Source organism: Mesorhizobium sp. P2_D5 (assembly GCF_056404355.1).
Genome location: NZ_JBFUEE010000002.1, coordinates 1032173 through 1049269 on the forward strand (window position 1 = coordinate 1032173; position 17097 = coordinate 1049269).

Genomic DNA, 17097 nt, shown 5'->3' on the forward strand with positions numbered 1-17097 from the left:
GTCTTCCGACTGCTATAGGCGAGGGAAGGTGGGGTCAAATTGAGATTGGGTTGGAGAGAGCCGCCAATCCGCAGGGGCAGAATCGACAGCTTCGGCGAAGTTGCCTCTTGAGGGGTCGGCTTCGTCAGCCGCGCCCGTTCACCAGATCTCCAACGATGTCGTATTTGCCGGAAATACGCATCTTGTAGACCTCGTAATTCTCCATCACGCGCTGCACGTAACTTCTTGTTTCCGTGTAGGGAATCCGCTCGATCCAGTCGACGACGGCGTCGATGTCCTTGCCGCGCGGGTCGCCGTATTTCGCGACCCACTGGCTGGCCCGGTTGGGACCGGCATTGTAGCCGGCGAAGGTCAGCACATAGGAGCCGTTGAAGCGGTCGAGCTGCTCGCCGAGGAAGGCTGAACCAAGCGTCGCGTTGTAACCGGCGTCGGTGGTCAGCCGTGTCTGCGAGAATTGCAAACCGGCCTTCTTCGCCAATTGCTTGGCTGTGCCCGGCATCAGCTGCAGCAGTCCGCGCGCGCCTGCGCTCGACACGGCGCCGATGTTGAATTCGCTTTCCTGGCGGGCGATTGCATAGGCCAGTGCCTTGCCCGAGCCGGAAATGTTGGCCGAATCGGGAATGACGCCGAGCGGATGCGACAGTGCGCCGACATCGATACCGCGCGCGCCGGCGATCTTGCCGACTTTCAGCGCCATGAAATGGTTGCCTTGCTTTTCCGCCAAGACGGCGAGCAGCGCCAGTTCGCCTGGGCTGGTCAACTGCCCCGCAAGGTCGCGATAGAGCGTTTCGGCATAGCGGTCGTAGCCCGCCTCCTGCAGCCGCTTGATGGCGCTGACGGCCTCACGGCCGGCAAAATTCTGCCGGTCGGCCGCATCGGGCTGCGGGTAGGCAATGTTGAGCGCCTGCCGGCCGACGCGTTCGGCGGCAAGCTGGCCGTAAAATGTCGTGCCGTAGGCAGCGGCGCGCGCAAAATAGTCCTTGGCGCTACCCGGGCCGCCGACTTCCGCCGCACGGCCGAGCCAGTAGTAGGCGCGCGACAGCGTCATCGGTCCCTGGGCGAGGTCGGCGATGCGCGCAAAATGCGTTGCCGCGGTTTTCGGATCGTTCAGGCCACGCAGCGCATACCAACCGGCATGGAACTCGGCCTCCGCCGCATTGGTGGCGCTTTCGGCGGCATGCGTGGCGACGATCTGGTAGGCCGTCTTCATGTCGCCCTGGTCGACCAGTTCGCGCGACAACACCCGGCGCTCGACCCACCAGGCGTCCGGATCGACCAAAGCTTCGCGATCCGTCGGTGCCTGCATCACGACAGCCGCGGCGTCGGCAAAATTCTCTTTTTTGCGCAGATATTCGGCCTGCGCGAAGAAGTAGCCGGCTGAACGCTGCGCCGCCGGCACGGCCTTGAGCAGTTTCGGCGCGTTCTTGTCGCCTCTGTCCGCCGCCGCCCAGGCATCGGCAAGCTGCTGGGCACCGGCGAGGCCGGCGACGCGCTGCGCCGAATTCGCCCGATCGGCATAGAACATGCGCTCCATGCGAAAACGGTGGTCGGCGGCCGGAATCAGGCTGCCGAATTCCTTGAGCAGCGTCACCTCGTCCTTGGCCTCCAGGATCGCGGTACGCCAGAACGGCGACAGCACCGAACGCGCCGCCTTGGCATTGCCCGACGCCACATAGGCGCGGGCGAGAACCATCACGCCTTCGAATGTCTGCGGCTGGCTGCCGTCGAACGCGGCAATGACGGTATCGGCGGCAGGGTTTTCGCGATAGAGCGCGCGCTCGCTGTTCTTGCGCAAGGCGACGGTGCCCGGCCAGTTGGGCAGCATCTTCGCGGCGGCGGCAATATCGCCGCTCGGAACCTTGTCACCGCCGTAGAGCGCGATCGCCCAGGCAAGGATATGCTGGTCGAGCGAGTGGCCGGGAAGGGCATCACGCACGGCGCGGGCGCCGGGAATGTCGCCAGCCGCCAGCGCATCCAGCCCGCTTTTCAACAGGGCGACGCTTGGCGAGGCGTCCTGTGGCGCCTCGGCCTGCAGGCCCGGCATCGGGATGGTCGAGGTGACCTGCACATCGACGCTGCCGCCGATCGCCATGCCCGGCATCAGCGCGAGCGTGGCGCCAAGCAGCGCGAAGAGGTGAGGCCGACTTGTCGGCATAGTCTTTTCGTCTTTCCTTGTCCTGGCATTCTACCATCAGGCGCAGAGGCTTCGAAGCCTAAACTTAGGTCGTGAAGAGCCCGTAAACAAAGAGTTAGCGCGGTCGTTCGAATTGCGCTTGCTGGCACCATGGCAATGCTTGCCGCGCAACAATGTCGAGACTATGGTGCGCGGCTTCGCTTTCGGCTAGAAGGCGCGCACGACGAAACACCGATGCATGTCGCCTAAAAGTGGGTACCGGTTTTAGGGCAACGACATGCGCGAACAAAGAAGTGCCAAGGAGTTGGACGACATGCTGAGAGGCTCGCTTACTGCGCTCGTGACACCGTTCGAAAAGAGCGGGCGTTTCGACGAGAAAGCCTTTCGCGCGTTCGTCGACTGGCAGATCGCCGAGGGCACGACGGGCCTGGTCCCAGTCGGCACCACTGGCGAGTCGCCGACGCTGTCGCATGACGAGCACCGCCATGTCGTCAAGGTCTGCATCGAGGTGGCCAGGGGCCGCGCCCCGGTCGTCGCCGGCGCCGGCTCCAACAACACCGAGGAGGCGGTCGGGCTGGTGCAATATGCCGAGAAGGCCGGCGCCGACGCCGCACTCGTTGTCACGCCCTATTACAACAAGCCGACGCAACGCGGCCTCTACGCGCATTTCGCCGCCGTCGCCAGGGCAACCAGCCTGCCGATCATCATCTACAACATCCCGCCGCGCTCGGTCATCGACATGAGCCCGGAGACGATGGGCCAGCTGGTGCACGACTTCAAGAACATCATCGGCGTCAAGGATGCCACCGGCAAGGTCGAGCGGGTTTCCGAGCAGCGCGCTACGTGCGGCAAGGATTTCATCCAGCTTTCGGGCGAGGACGCTTCGGCGCTCGGCTTCAACGCGCATGGCGGCGTCGGCTGCATTTCGGTCACGTCGAATGTCGCGCCACGGCTCTGCGCCGAATTCCAGGAAGCAACGCTTTCCGGCGACAGCGCCAAGGCGCTGGACCTGCAGGACCGCCTGCTGCCGCTGCACAAGGCGATCTTCCTCGAGCCCGGCGTTTCCGGCGCGAAATATGCGCTGTCGAAGCTGGGCAAGGTCGAGAACGTGCTGCGTTCGCCGCTGATGACCGTCGAACAGTCGACCGCCGACAGGATCGATGCGGCGATGAAGCACGCCGGCTTGATAAACTAGGGATGAGGCGCCACCTCTCCACATCATGAATCAAGTCAGAAAAGCCGATCCTAACAACAAGACCGTTGCGGAAAACCGCAAGGCGCGGTTTTCCTATGAGGTGCTCGACACGATCGAGACCGGCTTGGTGCTGACCGGCACCGAGGTCAAGTCGCTGCGCCAGGGCCAGGCCAACATCCAGGACAGCTATGCCTCGGTCGAAGGCGGCGAGATCTGGCTGATCAATTCATACCTGCCGGAGTATCTCCAGGCCAACCGCTTCAACCACGAGCCGCGCCGCCGCCGCAAACTCCTGCTCAACAAGCGCGAGATGGCCAAGCTGGCACAGAGCGTCGACCGCGAAGGCATGACGCTGGTGCCGCTGAAGATCTATTTCAACGATCAGGGCCGTGCCAAGCTGCTGCTCGCCGTCGGTCGCGGCAAGAAACTGCACGACAAGCGCGAAACCGAGAAGCAGCGCGACTGGTCGCGCGAGAAGGGCAGGCTCTTAAAAGAGCGGGGGTAGGTTGGGGCCATTCGTTTGAAGAACCGGATCGTCCTTTTGGGTTTGGCCAGCCTGGTCCTGGTGTGTTTCATCGCTGCGGGCGGCTATCTCTATTTCAGGGCATTCTCGCCAGACCGCGGCAAATATCCGGTGCGGGGCATCGACGTCTCCCATCACCAGGGCCAGATCGACTGGCGCCGCGTTGCCGCCGCCGACGTCGCCTTTGCCGTCATCAAGGCGACCGAAGGTGGCGATCATGTCGACGATGCCTTCTCCACCAATCTGCGTGAGGCCCGCGCGGCCGGACTTGCCGTCGGCGCCTATCATTTCTTCACCTTCTGTCGGCCTGGTGCCGACCAGGCGAAGAATTTCATCTCGGTGGTGCCGCACGACCAGCCCTTGCTGCCGCCGGTCGTCGACATCGAGTTCGGCGGCAATTGCCCGCAGCGGCCAACACCCGAGCAACTGAACGCAGAACTTGCCGCGTTCCTCGCTCCAGTCGAGGCCGCGTTCGGCAAGCCGGCGATTGTCTATCTGACCGACGAGGCTGAGCAGGCCTATGCCGGGCGCATCCCCGCCCGGCCGCTCTGGCTTCGCTCGTTGCTGCTGCAGCCGGATCGCGGCGACTGGATCTACTGGCAGTACCACAACAAGGGACGCGTCGACGGCATCAACGGCGATGTCGACCTGAATGTGCTGCAGGGTGGTCCGGCCGTGTTGGGCGCACTGTCCGCGCCATCATCGGGATCGATCGTTCCGCAAGCCAAGTGATCTCCCAAGCCAAGTGATTTCCCAAGCCAAGTGATCCCCGGAAGCCATTCCGGGACCTCGCTCGTCGTCTCAAGCTGCAGCCTGGGAAGCCTCCGGCGCCAGCGTGACATTGGCATCGCCCCAGATTTTGAGCGCGGTGATCACCGGTTCCAGGCTTCTGCCGCGCGGCGTCAGGCTGTACTCCACTTTCGGCGGCACTTCAGGATAGATCTTGCGCGCAATCAGCCCATCGGCTTCCAGTTCGCGGAGCTGGTTGGTCAGCATGCGCTGTGTGCAGTTCGGAATGCGCCGGCGGATCTCGTTGAAGCGCATCGTGCCCTCGAACAGATGATAGAGCACGACGCCTTTCCACTTTCCGTCGATGTAGCGGAGTGTTCCCTCCACCGTGCAGCCGGGGCTGCAATCGAATCGCTCATGGCGAATGCGCGGCATGACGGTATCCTTTTCGACACTATGTGCTTTATATGTGCATTCTTGCGCTTCCGGCACATAATCCGCATCTCTGCTCTGAACAACACTCAAGAGCAATCGCGGAGACCAAAATGCGCGCCGTCGGCTATCAAATCCCAGCCCCCATCAGCGATGAGACCTCCCTGGTCGATATCGATTTGCCCAGGCCCGAGCCGAAAGGTCGTGACCTGCTGGTCGAGGTGAAGGCAATCTCGGTCAACCCGGTCGACACCAAGGTGCGGCAAAGCGCCAGACCCGAGGCCGGAGCATGGCGTGTGCTCGGCTGGGACGCTGCCGGCCGGGTCGTTGCGGCCGGTCGGGACGCCAGCCTGTTCAAGGCGGGCGACGATGTCTTCTATTCCGGCGCCCTGGCGCCACAAGGCACCAATGCCGAATTCCATATTGTCGATGAGCGCCTTGTCGGCCGCAAACCCGGCTCGCTCGGCTACGCGCAGGCGGCGGCGCTGCCCTTGACGGCGGTCACCGCCTGGGAGGCTCTGTTCGACCGCCTCGATGTCAGGAAACCTGTCGCTGGCGCGGCTAAGGCCATTCTGATTATTGGCGGCGCCGGCGGCGTTGGCTCGATCGCGGTGCAGCTGGCGCGCCAACTGACCGATCTGACGGTGATCGCCACCGCATCGCGGCCCGAGACGCGGGACTGGGCGCTTGGGCTCGGCGCTCATCACGTCGTCGATCACTCCAGGCCGCTCGCCGCCGAAGTCGCAGCCCTTGGTCTCGGCGCACCTGCCTTCGTGTTCTCGACGACCAACACCGACCGGCACCTGGCCGAGATCGCCGAACTGATCGCGCCGCAAGGCCGTTTCGGGCTGATCGACGATCCCAAATCGCTCGACATCAATTCGTTCAAGCGCAAGAGCGTCTCTGTGCATTGGGAGTTCATGTTCACCCGCTCGATGTTCGAGACGCAGGACATGGCCGCTCAGGGCGAGCACCTCAACGAATTGGCCCGGCTTGTCGACGCCGGGACCATCCGCACGACGCTGGGCGAGACCTTCGGTCCTATCAATGCCGCCAATCTGAAACGCGCCCACGCGCTGATCGAGACCGGCAAGGCCAAGGGCAAGATCGTGCTGGAGGGGTTCTGAAGGGCGGCGCTATTTCTGCAGGAAGGCCGCGATCTCGCTGAAGACGCTGACGAACATCGCCTCGGTCAGCACACCTGTGTTGGTGTTGTAGCGCGAGCAATGATAGCTCGAAAACAGCGTGATGCCCCCGGCCGGCAGCTGCCCGCCATGCCTGAACGGATAGGCGGCGACGCGCCCACCCAGCGCGCGCACCGTCGACTGGTGCGCGATCGACCCCAGCGCCAGCACGGCGCGCAGGTTGGGAAACCGGGCGATCGTCGGCACCAGGAACGTCCGGCACGTGGCAATCTCGGCGCCCACCGGCTTGTTCTCCGGCGGCACGCAGCGCACCGCATTGGTGATCGCCGTGCCGACCAACTCCAGCCCGTCATCCGGCCGCGCCTTGAACTCACCGCGCGCAAAACCGTGCGAAATCAACGTCGAGTACAGCAGGTCGCCCGCATAGTCGCCGGTGAAGGGGCGTCCGGTGCGGTTGGCGCCGCGCAGACCGGGCGCCAGCCCAACGATCAGAAGCCGGACGGCGTCAACGCCATCGGGTGGCAAAAAAGTCGGCACCGGCGCGTTGAACCAGGATGGCTCACGTTGCCGCCATTCGGCGATGAAATCATGCAGCCGCGGACAGAGTAGGCAGTCGCGGCCGGGTTCGGAGATGGAAAGGGCGGTCAACGCGACCGGCCTCAGTAGTCGTCCTCATCGACTTCGGCCGGCTCGGGCCTGCGCATCGGCCGCTCGGACGGATCGCGACCGACCTCGTTCTTCAACGTAGTCAGGTCGATGAAATGGTCGGCCTGGCGGCGCAGATCGTCGCTGATCATTGGCGGCTGAGAGGCCATGGTCGAGACGATCGACACTTTGCGGCCGCGCCGCTGCAGCGCCTCGACCAGCGTGCGGAAATCGCCGTCGCCGGAAAAGATGACGTAATGGTCGACGACATCGGCGAGTTCCAGCGCATCGACAGTGAGTTCGATGTCCATATTGCCCTTGATCTTGCGGCGGCCGGTCGAGTCGGTGAATTCCTTGGCCGGCTTGGTGACCACCTTGAAGCCGTTGTAATCGAGCCAGTCGATCAGCGGACGGATCGAGGAGTATTCCTGATCCTCGACCAGCGCGGTGTAGTAGTAAGCGCGCAGCAGATAGCCGCGCTTCTGGAAGCTCGACAGGAGCTTGCGGTAGTCGATGTCGAAGCCAAGCGCGCGCGACGTCGCGTAGAGATTGGCGCCGTCGATGAATAGGGCGATTTTTTCACGAGGGTCGAACATGGAAAATAGTCCTTTTCGAAATAATCGGCCGTCTAACGAAATGCGATAGCGACTATCGGTCAGGCTCATAATAAACCGGCTGACCTTCGCGCTATCCGAGATAACGCCAGTTTCACGGCAATCCAAGGGCGTGTTGGCGCACTGCAAGCAATTGTGATCGGGCGCCGAACCGATGGATGCAGCCTGATTTGGCCGATCGGGTGTTTAAATGAAGGGGTTGGCGGCCCTGCGACCCCACCATTGCCATGATGCTTGTGTTTTGGCGGCGTTCGGGTTAAGGACCGCGCCTGATTTCCATCAAATCCATCGCATGAAAGGGGCAGTCCATGGCCCGCGTAACCGTTGAAGATTGCATCGACAAGGTCGACAACCGCTTCGAGCTGGTGCTCCTTGCCGGCCACCGTGCCCGCCAGATCAGCCAGGGCGCGCCGATCACCGTGCCGCGTGACAACGACAAGAACCCGGTCGTGGCGCTGCGCGAGATCGCCGACGAGACACTGTCGCCCGACGACCTCAAGGAAGACCTGATCCACTCGCTGCAGAAGCATGTCGAGGTCGACGAACCCGAAGCCGATGGCGAGGCGATTGCCGACCAGACCGGCGCCGCAGTCGCGGCCACCGATGCCGACGACGCCGAGGAGAACATCACCTTCGACCGGATGACCGAGGAAGATCTCCTGGCCGGCATCGAGGGCCTGGTGCCCCCGGAAAAGAGCGACGACTACTAAGCGAGCCTCCGATCTGGAGGTCGCTGGAACAATCTTCCGCACTTCCGTATCGGCAGTTTCGTGGCTATCTATGACATGCGCCGTACAGCAGTGCGGCGCATGATTCATTTCACCGCTGCGAGATCCCGCCCATGATGCGTCAGTATGAGCTTGTCGAGCGCGTCCAGCGCTACAAGCCTGACGTCAACGAGGCATTGCTCAACAAGGCCTATGTCTATGCCATGCAGAAGCATGGCCACCAGAAGCGCGCTTCCGGCGACCCCTATTTCTCGCACCCGCTCGAAGTCGCCGCCATCCTCACCGAAATGCACATGGACGAGGCGACGATCGCGGTCGCCCTGCTGCACGACACCATAGAGGACACCACGGCGACCCGGGCCGAAATCGATGAGCTGTTCGGGCCCGAAATGGGCAAGCTGGTCGAGGGGCTGACCAAGCTCAAGAAACTCGATCTCGTGTCGAAGAAGGCCGAGCAGGCGGAAAACCTGCGTAAGCTTCTGCTGGCGATTTCGGAGGATGTCCGCGTCCTTCTGGTCAAGCTCGCCGACCGTTTGCACAACATGCGCACCCTCGACCATATGCCGGAGGCCAAGCGCCTGCGCATCGCCGAGGAGACGATGGACATCTATGCGCCGCTCGCCGGGCGCATGGGCATGCAAGGCATGCGCGAGGAGCTGGAGGAGATCGCTTTCCGCTATATCAATCCGGAAGCCTATCGCGCCGTCACTGCCCGGCTCGCCGAGATATTCGAGCGCAACAAGGATGTGCTGTCCGAGATCGAGAAGGCGCTGTCCGCGCTGTTCGAAAAGCATGCGATCAAGGCCAGCGTGAAAAGCCGTCAGAAGAAGCCGTGGTCGGTGTTCCGCAAGATGGAGGCCAAGGCGCTGTCCTTCGAGCAGCTGTCCGACATCTTCGGCTTCCGTGTCGTCGTCGATACGGTCGAGGATTGTTATCGCGCGCTCGGGGCCATCCACACCGCCTGGTCGATGGTGCCAGGCCGCTTCAAGGATTACATCTCGACGCCGAAGCAGAACGACTATCGGTCGATCCACACCACCATCGTCGGACCCTCACGTCAGCGCGTCGAGCTGCAGATCCGGACCCGCGAGATGAACAAGATCGCCGAATACGGCGTCGCAGCGCATTCGATCTACAAGGACACTGGCGGCAAGACCAACGGCGCCGCCCATGCGATCTCGAAGGAGACCAACGCCTATGCCTGGCTGCGGCGCACCATCGAGCAGCTTGCCGAGGGTGACAATCCGGAAGACTTCCTCGAAAACACCAAGTTGGAACTGTTCCAGGACCAGGTGTTCTGCTTCACGCCGAAAGGCATGCTGATTGCGCTGCCGCGAGGTGCTACGCCTATCGATTTCGCCTATGCCGTGCACACCGATGTCGGCGACACCTGCGTCGGCGCCAAGGTCAACGGCCGCATCATGCCGCTGATGACGGAACTGAAGAACGGCGACGAGGTCGAGATCATCCGCTCCAAGGCGCAGGTGCCGCCGGCGGCCTGGGAATCGGTCGTCGTCACCGGCAAGGCGCGCTCGGCCATCCGCCGCGCCACCAAGAATGCCATCCGCAAGCAGTATTCGGGTCTCGGCATTCGCATCCTGGAACGCGCCTTCGAGCGCGCCGGCAAGACCTTCACCAAGGAGAGCCTGAAGCAGGTGCTGCACCGGCTGGCGCGCAAGGATATCGAGGACGTGCTGGCCTCGGTCGGCCGTGGCGAGCTCGCCTCCACCGATGTCATGAAGGCGGTATTCCCCGACTACAAGGACGAGCGTGTCACCACCGCCGCGCCCAAGCAGCGCGAGGAGGGCTGGTCGAAAATCCGCAACGCCGCCGGCATGCTGTTCCAGATTCCGGGCCGCGCGGCGCGCAAGGACAAGGACCAGCCGCGCGATGGCGCCGTGCCGATCCGCGGTGTGCGTGGCGACCTGCCGGTGCGCTTTGCGCCGGAAGGGGCGGTGCCTGGCGACCGCATCGTCGGCATCGTCCAGCCCGGCACCGGCATCACCATCTATCCGATCCAGTCGCCGGCGCTGCAGGCCTTCGACGACCAGCCCGAGCGCTGGATCGACGTGCGCTGGGACATTGACGAGCGCACCAAGGAACGGTTTCCGGCGCGCGTCTCGGTCACCGCCATCAACGCGCCGGGTTCGCTCGCCGATATCGCCCAGGTCGTTGCGTCGAACGACGCCAACATCCACACGCTGTCGATGGTGCGCACCGCGCCCGATTTCACGGAAATGCTGATCGATCTCGAAGTTTGGGATCTGAAGCACCTCAACCGGCTGCTGTCGCAGCTCAAGGACAATTCGAGCGTCAGCGACGCAAGGCGCGTCAACGGCTAGACCATGATCCCGAAAAGTGGGGACCGGTTTTCGGACAAGATCGTGGTCAATCAAGATGAGGCAGAAATGAACACCGATGAAGTGCTTGGGATTTTCCGCGAAGCGGGTGCTGTTCTCGAAGGGCATTTCATTTTGACCTCGGGCCTGAGAAGCCCGGTCTTCCTGCAGAAGGCGCGCGTGTTCATGCATGCCGACAAGACCGAGCGGCTGTGCAAGGCGCTGGCCGAAAAGATCCGCGCTGGCGTGCCGGGCAAGATCGACTACGTCGTCGGTCCGGCGATCGGCGGGCTGATCCCTGCCTACGAGACCTCGCGTCATCTCGGCGTGCCGGCGATCTGGGTCGAGCGGGAAGGGGGCGAGTTTCGCCTGCGCCGCTTCGAGATCGCCAGCGGTGCGCGCGTCGTCATCGTCGAGGATATCGTCACCACCGGCCTGTCGATCCGCGAAACCATCGAGTGCCTGCGCGAGCTTGGCGCTGAGGTGGTTGCCGCCGCCTGCATCATCGACCGTTCGGCCGGCAAGACCCATGTCGGCGTGCCGTTGATCGCGCTCGCCGAATATGAGGTTCCGGCCTATCCGGCCGACCGGCTGCCGCCGGAGCTGGCCGCCATACCGGCGGTCAAGCCCGGCAGCCGCAATATTTGACCCATGCGTGCCGCCCAAAAGTGTGCAGCGGTTTTGGGTTAACGACATGCATGAAAACAAATTGGCGATGATCGCAGGCATCGATCATTTCGTGCTGACGGTCGCTTCGCTGGACGTGACCTGCGCCTTTTATCAGCGCGTGCTGGGTTTTGAACGCATCGATGCGCCCGGCCGGCCGACAGCGCTGGCTTTCGGCACCCAGAAGATCAATGTGCACGAGGTGGGCCGCACCTTCGAGCCGAAGGCGAAGGCGCCGACGCCCGGCTCGGGCGACTTCTGCCTGGTCACCGACCGGCCGCTGGGCGAAGTCAGCACCCGTCTCGCGGCCAATGGGGTGGTGGTGGAACTCGGACCGGTCGAACGCGTCGGGGCTCGTGGTCCGATGATGTCGGTCTATTTCCGCGACCCGGACGGCAATCTGGTCGAGGTCAGCGAATATTTGCCGTAGCCGCCGCGCCTTTCAGCCATACGACAAATGCCGGTTCCTTAAATTCGCCGCGATTGTCCAATGTTCGATGCGAGGAATGCCATCCCGCAAGGGCGGCAACAAGCGCACGCCAAGCAGGCGGCGTTGGTTGTTCTCCTGCCAGCGCGTCGCTATATCAACGTGGCGATTGCCATCGGGGGATCGTCAAGCGCAAGATAGTGCTGTTGCGCCCGGCTGAAAGTGCCGGCGCGGGAGCTGTGAAACGGGTACAGAGTGCTTTTTCGACGCCGCAAGCCTGATGGCCTTATCGAGCGGGTGCGTACCTATTTGTGGCCGCGCCGCTCGTTTTCGCGCTCGCTTCAGTATTTCTCCAAGCGCATCCTGCGGCTGAAGGCCACACCGCACGCCGTGGCGGCCGGTGTCGCCGCCGGCGTCTTCGCCTCGTTTTTTCCCGTGGGCTTTCATTTCGCCATTGCCGCCATCCTGTGCTGGGTGATCGCCGGCAATCTGGTGGCGGCGGCCCTTGCGGCGGTTTTCTTCGGCAACCCGCTGACCTTTCCGCTGCTGTGGGGCGCCTCCTGGGAAACCGGAAAGCTGATCCTGCATGACCGCCTGCCTGCGCATGGCCCACCGGCGCATCTGGGCGAGATGCTGCACAGGCTTTCCTTCGCGCAATTGTGGAAGCCCGTGCTCGAGCCGATGCTGATCGGCGCGATCCCGCTCGGGCTGGTGTTCGGCCTCTTGTTCTATGGCGTCACGCGCTGGGGTATGAACGCTTTCCGCGAGCAGCGACGCAAGCGCCTCGCCGAGCGCGCAAGCCGGCATGGGCAATCGTCTCATCCCGGCGGAAGCATTGGTTCCGCCGCACGATGATCATCGGCATCGGCAGTGACCTGATCGATATCAGACGCATCGAAAAGTCGCTTGAGCGTCACGGCCAGCGCTTCATCCAGCGAATCTACACCGACCTCGAGCAGGCCCGCTCCGAGAACCGCCGCGCGCGTGCTGCGTCCTACGCCAAGCGCTTCGCCGCCAAGGAAGCCTGCGCCAAGGCGCTGGGCACGGGTCTGGCGCAGGGCGTGTTCTGGCGCGACATGGGTGTCGTCAACCTGCCCAGCGGCGCGCCGACCATGGCGCTGACGGGAGGGGCACAGGCGCGGCTGGACAAAATCCTGCCTAAGGGCCATCGGGCGGCAATCCACCTCACCATCACCGATGATTTCCCGCTCGCTCAAGCCTTTGTGATCATCGAAGCGTTGCCCGTCGAAGAAGCGCCACATTGATTGCATCTGACGACCGGCACGACGTTGCCCAGCGCGCGCCGAGACTCTATACCATCCAACGCACAATCGAGGACGACATGAGCGTGGTTGATAAATCTGAGAAGAAATCCGGCGGCCTTGGCGAGACCGTCAGCGTCATCGTGCAGGCGCTTTTGCTCGCCCTGGTCATCCGCACGCTGTTGTTTCAGCCTTTTTCGATCCCGTCGGGATCGATGCGCCCGACGCTTCTGGAAGGCGACTATCTGTTCGTCACCAAATGGTCCTACGGCTATTCCCGTTACTCGCTGCCTTTCGGGCCCGACATCTTTTCGGGCCGCATCTGGGGCTCCGAGCCGAAGCGCGGCGACGTGGTGGTGTTCAAGTTCCCACCTGATCCGTCCGTCGACTACATCAAGCGCGTGGTCGGCCTGCCCGGCGACAAGATCCAGGTCAAGGACGGCCAGCTGTTCATCAACGACGTCGGCGTGCCGCGTGTGAAAACCGGCCAGATCGACAATCCCGACATCACCGAAGAGCCTCGGCCGATCGACGTCTACCGGGAAACGCTGCCCAACGGCGTCAGCTACGACACGCTGGACATCTCGCCCAATTCGATCGGCGACAACACCCGCGAATGGACCGTGCCGCCCGGCCACTATTTCATGATGGGCGACAACCGTGACAATTCCTCGGACAGCCGCTTCACCGTCGGCTTCGTCCCGGCGGAAAATCTGGTTGGCCGCGCCAATCTTGTTTTCTTCTCGATCGCCGGCAAGGCGAGCCCGCTCGAAATCTGGAAATGGCCGACGCTGATGCGCGCTTCGCGCCTGTTCCACTTCGTCAATTGATGGCTTTGAAGCGCCCGACAGGCGAAACACTGGCCGGTTTGGTGAAGGCCAAGACCGGCCATGTCTTCAAGGATCTCCGCTTGCTCGAGACCGCATTAACGCACTCCAGTGCGGTCAAGGCGGCAAGCAACAATCAGCGTCTCGAATTCCTTGGCGACCGCGTGCTTGGGCTTGTGGTCGCCGATATGCTTTTCGAAAAATTTCCCGACGCGCCGGAAGGTGAAATCGCGCCACGTTTCAATGCGCTGGTCGATGCGAAAACATGCTCCGAGATCGGCATCGAAATGCAGTTGGAAGATCTGGTTCGGGCCGACGCGGCCTTGAAGACGCGGTCGCGTGGCTCGGGCGGAAACTATCTGGCGGATGCCGTCGAAGCCCTGATAGCGGCGGTCTATGTTGACGGTGGGATCGACGCCGCGCGGCGCTTCGTCCTGCGCTACTGGGAGCCGCGCTCGCGCACGGTTGTGGCAAAGCCGCTCAATCCGAAATCCGATTTGCAGGAATGGATTGCCAAGACCAGCGATGCGCGCCCCGAATATGTGATCGAAAAGCGCGAAGGGCCCGACCACCAGCCGGTCTTCACGGTGTCCTTGCAGGTCAGCGGCTTTGCGCCTTCCACCGGCACCGGCGGGTCCCGCAGGGCAGCGGAAGAAGCGGCGGCTTCGGCATTTCTTTTGCGTGAAGGCGTCTGGGCCAGCGCATCGAGCCAAAAATCGGAGCCGATTTTTGGAAAGCACGATGCGTAGAGTCAAAGTTTTAGAGCGTCCTTTGTGCGTCCAAGTAGACGCGCGCGCTCTGGAGCAATTCCGGGAAAAGTGTATAGCGCTCTCCCTCAGGGAATTGCGTCAAAACAAGGAGATAGAGCGGTTCGGCGTTTCCGTGAAACGATGAACCGCTCTGATGAAGGGAGCGCGGCATGACCGCCACCGAAGACACCTCTCCGGCAACGGAGGTCGCCGCCACACACTCCGGTTTCGTTGCGCTGATCGGCGCGCCAAATGCGGGGAAGTCGACACTGGTCAACCAGCTGGTCGGCGCCAAGGTGTCGATCGTCACCCACAAGGTGCAGACGACCCGGGCCATCGTGCGCGGCATCGCCACGCATGACAATGCGCAGATCGTCTTCGTCGACACGCCCGGTATCTTCAAACCCAAGCGGCGGCTCGACACGGCAATGGTGACCACCGCCTGGGGCGGCGCCAAGGATGCCGATATCGTGCTGCTTTTGATCGACGCCGAGCGCGGCATCAGGGGCGATGCCGACGCCATCCTTGAGCGGCTGAAGGATGTGCGCCAGCCGATGGTGCTCATCCTCAACAAGGTCGATCGCGTCAAGCATGAGGCGCTGCTGGCCCTGTCGGCGGCAGCGAACGAGAAAGTGCCGTTCAAGCGCACCTTCATGGTCTCGGCGCTGACCGGTTCCGGCTGCAAGGACCTGCTCGACTATCTCGCCGAAGCCCTGCCGGCCGGCCCCTGGTATTATCCGGAAGATCAGATTTCGGACCTGCCGATGCGCCAGCTGGCGGCCGAGATCACCCGCGAAAAGCTTTATCTGCGGCTGCATCAGGAACTGCCCTATTCCTCCCATATCGAGACCGAGAAATGGGAAGAGAAGCCGGACGGCTCGGTGCGCATCGACCAGACCATCTATGTCGAGCGCGACAGCCAGAAGAAGATCGTCCTCGGCCACAAGGGCGAAACCATCCGCGCCATCGGGCAGGCGGCTCGCATGGAGATCGCTGGCATCCTCGAACAGAAAGTGCACCTCTTCCTGTTCGTCAAGGTGCGCGAGAACTGGGGTGACGACCCCGAGCGCTATCGCGAGATGGGGCTCGAATTCCCGCGCTAATCCCGGGGATCGATGAAGTGCTTGCCGTCCATGCACTGATGATGACTTGATGTCGCCCTGTTGACGGGGCTACCGCTGCTCCCAGGGCGCCGGCAGTACGCATCCGCGCCGCCGACAAATGGCGCGGTGCCGGGTTTGGACACCGCGCTCATTGCGCGCCTAGACAGCGCCAGCCACGGCAAGCAGCGTCCTTGGCCGGCGAACGAAGCTCTCGGTGCCGTAGTAGGCGACGATGGCGACGGCGATGATCGCCCAGATGGCCACGCCGATCCACTGCTGCTGCACATAGTCGCCGCCGGTGAAGACCTTACCGAGGAAGCGCACGCTGTTTTGGTGCGTCACGTGCATGATGAAGGCGAGCAGCACGCTGCCGGTGTTCTGATAGAGCCAGGTGAACACAATTCCGGCCAGCACGACGTTGATCGTGCTGTAGAGGCTGAGGTCGCCGACCAGGCCGAGCGGGAAGTGCCAGATCGCCCAGATCACGCCGAGGATCAGGCTGCCGGTCAGTGCTGAATGGCTGGCGAGAAGACGTGACGTCGCAAAGCCGCGCCAGCCAGGCTCTTCCCCGAGCGGGCCGCTGAAGGCTGCGTACAGCGCTATGATCGGCAGCATCTCGGAGAGGGCCGGAATATTGCTCCAGGCCGGTGCTGCCGAGCCAAACAGCGGATTGATCAGGATCGAGATCAATTGTGTTCCGAAGGGCAGGCCGAATGCCACCAGGTACCACAACGGGTGAACCCGCCATTTCACCATCGAGGCGAGGATTGCCTTGACCGTACCCCAGCCGCCGGACAGGGCCGCGACGATGAAGCCGGCGGCCATAGGACCGAAGGTGAACCAGGGAATGCTGTCGCCATTCGACAGCCAGAATGGGATGAACGCCAGCCAGGTCAGGCCAAGCGCGAGCGAAAAGAAGGCGGTCAGCTGATGCCTTCGCACCAGGCTCGGGACGGAAGTCATGTCGGTCCTCTCGGCGGGCAGATTGGTCACGAGAGGTCGCCGGGCTGCCCGATCGGTCGACATGCATCTGGAGACGAGCCAGCCGAATTGTTCGGCAGGCCGTGTCGACCGGGTCGGCCAACCCGTGTCTATTGGCGCCGGCGCGGCCAAAAATCCCGAGCGGTTTCTGAAAGATTTCCGATATTTCCGCCGGACACGCTCGGCTGTCTTGTCGCTACGGGACGATCCGCATCATTGGCGCGCGACCAACTCACACAGAATCGTCTTCATCGGTTGGCTGCCGTCAAATTCAGCGACGCGACAGCGCTCCAGCGGGTTCGATCGCCTCGGCAAAAGCAAAACTGGCCGGACAGGCGTCGCCCTGCATTTCGGCGCAGCGCCAGAGCGCGAGTGGCGGGCGGATGCCATCGGATGGTCGGTGGGTGAAGAAGTATCCAGCCGGTTTTCGCCGAAAACAGGCGCATATTTCGCGTTCAGGGCGCAATTGTAAAAATTTGATGCCTCAAAGTAATAATTAGCCGCGAAATTATCTGAAAGTATATTGAATATATGACGTTGTGCCAATTGTGCTAACTGGAAATGCGGTAAGTGTTATTTGTGCAACACAGAATTAATC

General features: G+C 62.7%; 19 protein-coding genes. 14 read left to right on the top strand and 5 right to left on the bottom strand.

Annotated features, from left to right (window positions below):
* Positions 1 to 124 precede the first annotated feature (124 nt).
* Positions 125 to 2155 (bottom strand): lytic transglycosylase domain-containing protein, encoded by a 2031-nt coding sequence (locus AC1DYW_RS11635; protein ID WP_477226237.1) that lies wholly within the window; start codon positions 2153 to 2155, stop codon positions 125 to 127.
* A 292-nt stretch (positions 2156 to 2447) separates the two neighbouring features.
* Between AC1DYW_RS11635 and dapA the strand changes: the two genes are divergently transcribed.
* Genes dapA through AC1DYW_RS11650 form a run of 3 tightly spaced genes read left to right on the top strand, consistent with a single transcriptional unit; the run spans position 2448 to position 4584 of the window.
* Positions 2448 to 3329, top strand: a complete 882-nt coding sequence (dapA, locus tag AC1DYW_RS11640) for a 4-hydroxy-tetrahydrodipicolinate synthase (RefSeq protein WP_095086797.1) — start codon at positions 2448 to 2450, stop codon at positions 3327 to 3329.
* A gap of 25 nt (positions 3330 to 3354) precedes the next feature.
* Entirely contained in the window at positions 3355 to 3834 is a 480-nt protein-coding gene (gene smpB / locus AC1DYW_RS11645; protein ID WP_013896388.1) for an SsrA-binding protein SmpB, read from the top strand.
* 36 nt (positions 3835 to 3870) lie between these two features.
* Positions 3871 to 4584, top strand: a complete 714-nt coding sequence (locus tag AC1DYW_RS11650) for a glycoside hydrolase family 25 protein (protein ID WP_457153875.1) — start codon at positions 3871 to 3873, stop codon at positions 4582 to 4584.
* Between the two features lie 69 nt (positions 4585 to 4653).
* Here the strand turns inward: AC1DYW_RS11650 and AC1DYW_RS11655 are convergent, their stop codons facing one another.
* Positions 4654 to 5016, bottom strand: coding sequence for a winged helix-turn-helix transcriptional regulator (locus AC1DYW_RS11655; protein WP_477226238.1), 363 nt, complete (start codon positions 5014 to 5016; stop codon positions 4654 to 4656).
* 110 nt (positions 5017 to 5126) lie between these two features.
* Here AC1DYW_RS11655 and AC1DYW_RS11660 point away from each other — a divergent pair, with 110 nt between their 5' ends.
* Positions 5127 to 6140 (top strand): zinc-binding alcohol dehydrogenase family protein, encoded by a 1014-nt coding sequence (locus AC1DYW_RS11660; RefSeq protein ID WP_477226239.1) that lies wholly within the window; start codon positions 5127 to 5129, stop codon positions 6138 to 6140.
* A gap of 9 nt (positions 6141 to 6149) precedes the next feature.
* On the opposite strand, the gene AC1DYW_RS11665 is transcribed toward AC1DYW_RS11660, so the two are convergent.
* Together AC1DYW_RS11665 and AC1DYW_RS11670 are read right to left on the bottom strand one after the other, a co-directional pair.
* Positions 6150 to 6806, bottom strand: coding sequence for a uracil-DNA glycosylase (locus AC1DYW_RS11665; protein ID WP_477226240.1), 657 nt, complete (start codon positions 6804 to 6806; stop codon positions 6150 to 6152).
* An 11-nt stretch (positions 6807 to 6817) separates the two neighbouring features.
* Positions 6818 to 7399, bottom strand: a complete 582-nt coding sequence (locus tag AC1DYW_RS11670) for a LabA-like NYN domain-containing protein (protein WP_095086599.1) — start codon at positions 7397 to 7399, stop codon at positions 6818 to 6820.
* 326 nt (positions 7400 to 7725) lie between these two features.
* Between AC1DYW_RS11670 and rpoZ the strand changes: the two genes are divergently transcribed.
* The 9 genes from rpoZ to era all read left to right on the top strand — a co-directional run bounded on the left by rpoZ (position 7726) and on the right by era (position 15518).
* Positions 7726 to 8127: a DNA-directed RNA polymerase subunit omega gene (gene rpoZ / locus AC1DYW_RS11675; RefSeq protein WP_095086596.1), complete on the top strand. Its 402-nt coding sequence runs from the start codon at positions 7726 to 7728 to the stop codon at positions 8125 to 8127.
* Positions 8128 to 8258: 131 nt separating this feature from the next.
* Positions 8259 to 10487 carry a RelA/SpoT family protein gene (locus tag AC1DYW_RS11680; RefSeq protein ID WP_095086593.1) on the top strand — a complete coding sequence of 743 codons (2229 nt, stop codon included), beginning with the start codon at positions 8259 to 8261 and terminating at the stop codon, positions 10485 to 10487.
* A 66-nt stretch (positions 10488 to 10553) separates the two neighbouring features.
* Positions 10554 to 11132, top strand: coding sequence for an orotate phosphoribosyltransferase (pyrE, locus tag AC1DYW_RS11685; protein ID WP_095086590.1), 579 nt, complete (start codon positions 10554 to 10556; stop codon positions 11130 to 11132).
* Positions 11133 to 11178: 46 nt separating this feature from the next.
* A complete protein-coding gene (locus AC1DYW_RS11690) occupies positions 11179 to 11580 on the top strand; it encodes a VOC family protein (RefSeq protein WP_477226241.1) in 402 nt (133 codons plus the stop codon).
* 252 nt (positions 11581 to 11832) lie between these two features.
* Complete coding sequence (locus AC1DYW_RS11695) at positions 11833 to 12432, top strand: DUF2062 domain-containing protein (RefSeq protein WP_477226242.1); 600 nt, start codon at positions 11833 to 11835, stop codon at positions 12430 to 12432.
* Positions 12429 to 12842: a holo-ACP synthase gene (gene acpS, locus AC1DYW_RS11700; RefSeq protein ID WP_095086581.1), complete on the top strand. Its 414-nt coding sequence runs from the start codon at positions 12429 to 12431 to the stop codon at positions 12840 to 12842. Before AC1DYW_RS11695 ends, acpS begins: the two co-directional genes overlap by 4 nt.
* 77 nt (positions 12843 to 12919) lie before the next feature.
* Positions 12920 to 13669, top strand: a complete 750-nt coding sequence (gene lepB / locus AC1DYW_RS11705; RefSeq protein ID WP_477226243.1) for a signal peptidase I — start codon at positions 12920 to 12922, stop codon at positions 13667 to 13669.
* Positions 13669 to 14415 carry a ribonuclease III gene (gene rnc / locus AC1DYW_RS11710; protein ID WP_477226439.1) on the top strand — a complete coding sequence of 249 codons (747 nt, stop codon included), beginning with the start codon at positions 13669 to 13671 and terminating at the stop codon, positions 14413 to 14415. Before lepB ends, rnc begins: the two co-directional genes overlap by 1 nt.
* 170 nt (positions 14416 to 14585) lie before the next feature.
* Positions 14586 to 15518: a GTPase Era gene (era, locus tag AC1DYW_RS11715; protein WP_379026024.1), complete on the top strand. Its 933-nt coding sequence runs from the start codon at positions 14586 to 14588 to the stop codon at positions 15516 to 15518.
* Positions 15519 to 15677: 159 nt separating this feature from the next.
* On the opposite strand, the gene AC1DYW_RS11720 is transcribed toward era, so the two are convergent.
* Positions 15678 to 16481, bottom strand: a complete 804-nt coding sequence (locus AC1DYW_RS11720; protein ID WP_477226244.1) for a CPBP family intramembrane glutamic endopeptidase — start codon at positions 16479 to 16481, stop codon at positions 15678 to 15680.
* Between the two features lie 61 nt (positions 16482 to 16542).
* Here AC1DYW_RS11720 and AC1DYW_RS11725 point away from each other — a divergent pair, with 61 nt between their 5' ends.
* On the top strand, positions 16543 to 16971 hold the full coding sequence (locus AC1DYW_RS11725) for a hypothetical protein (RefSeq protein WP_477226245.1): 429 nt from the start codon (positions 16543 to 16545) through the stop codon (positions 16969 to 16971).
* Positions 16972 to 17097: the final 126 nt, after the last annotated feature.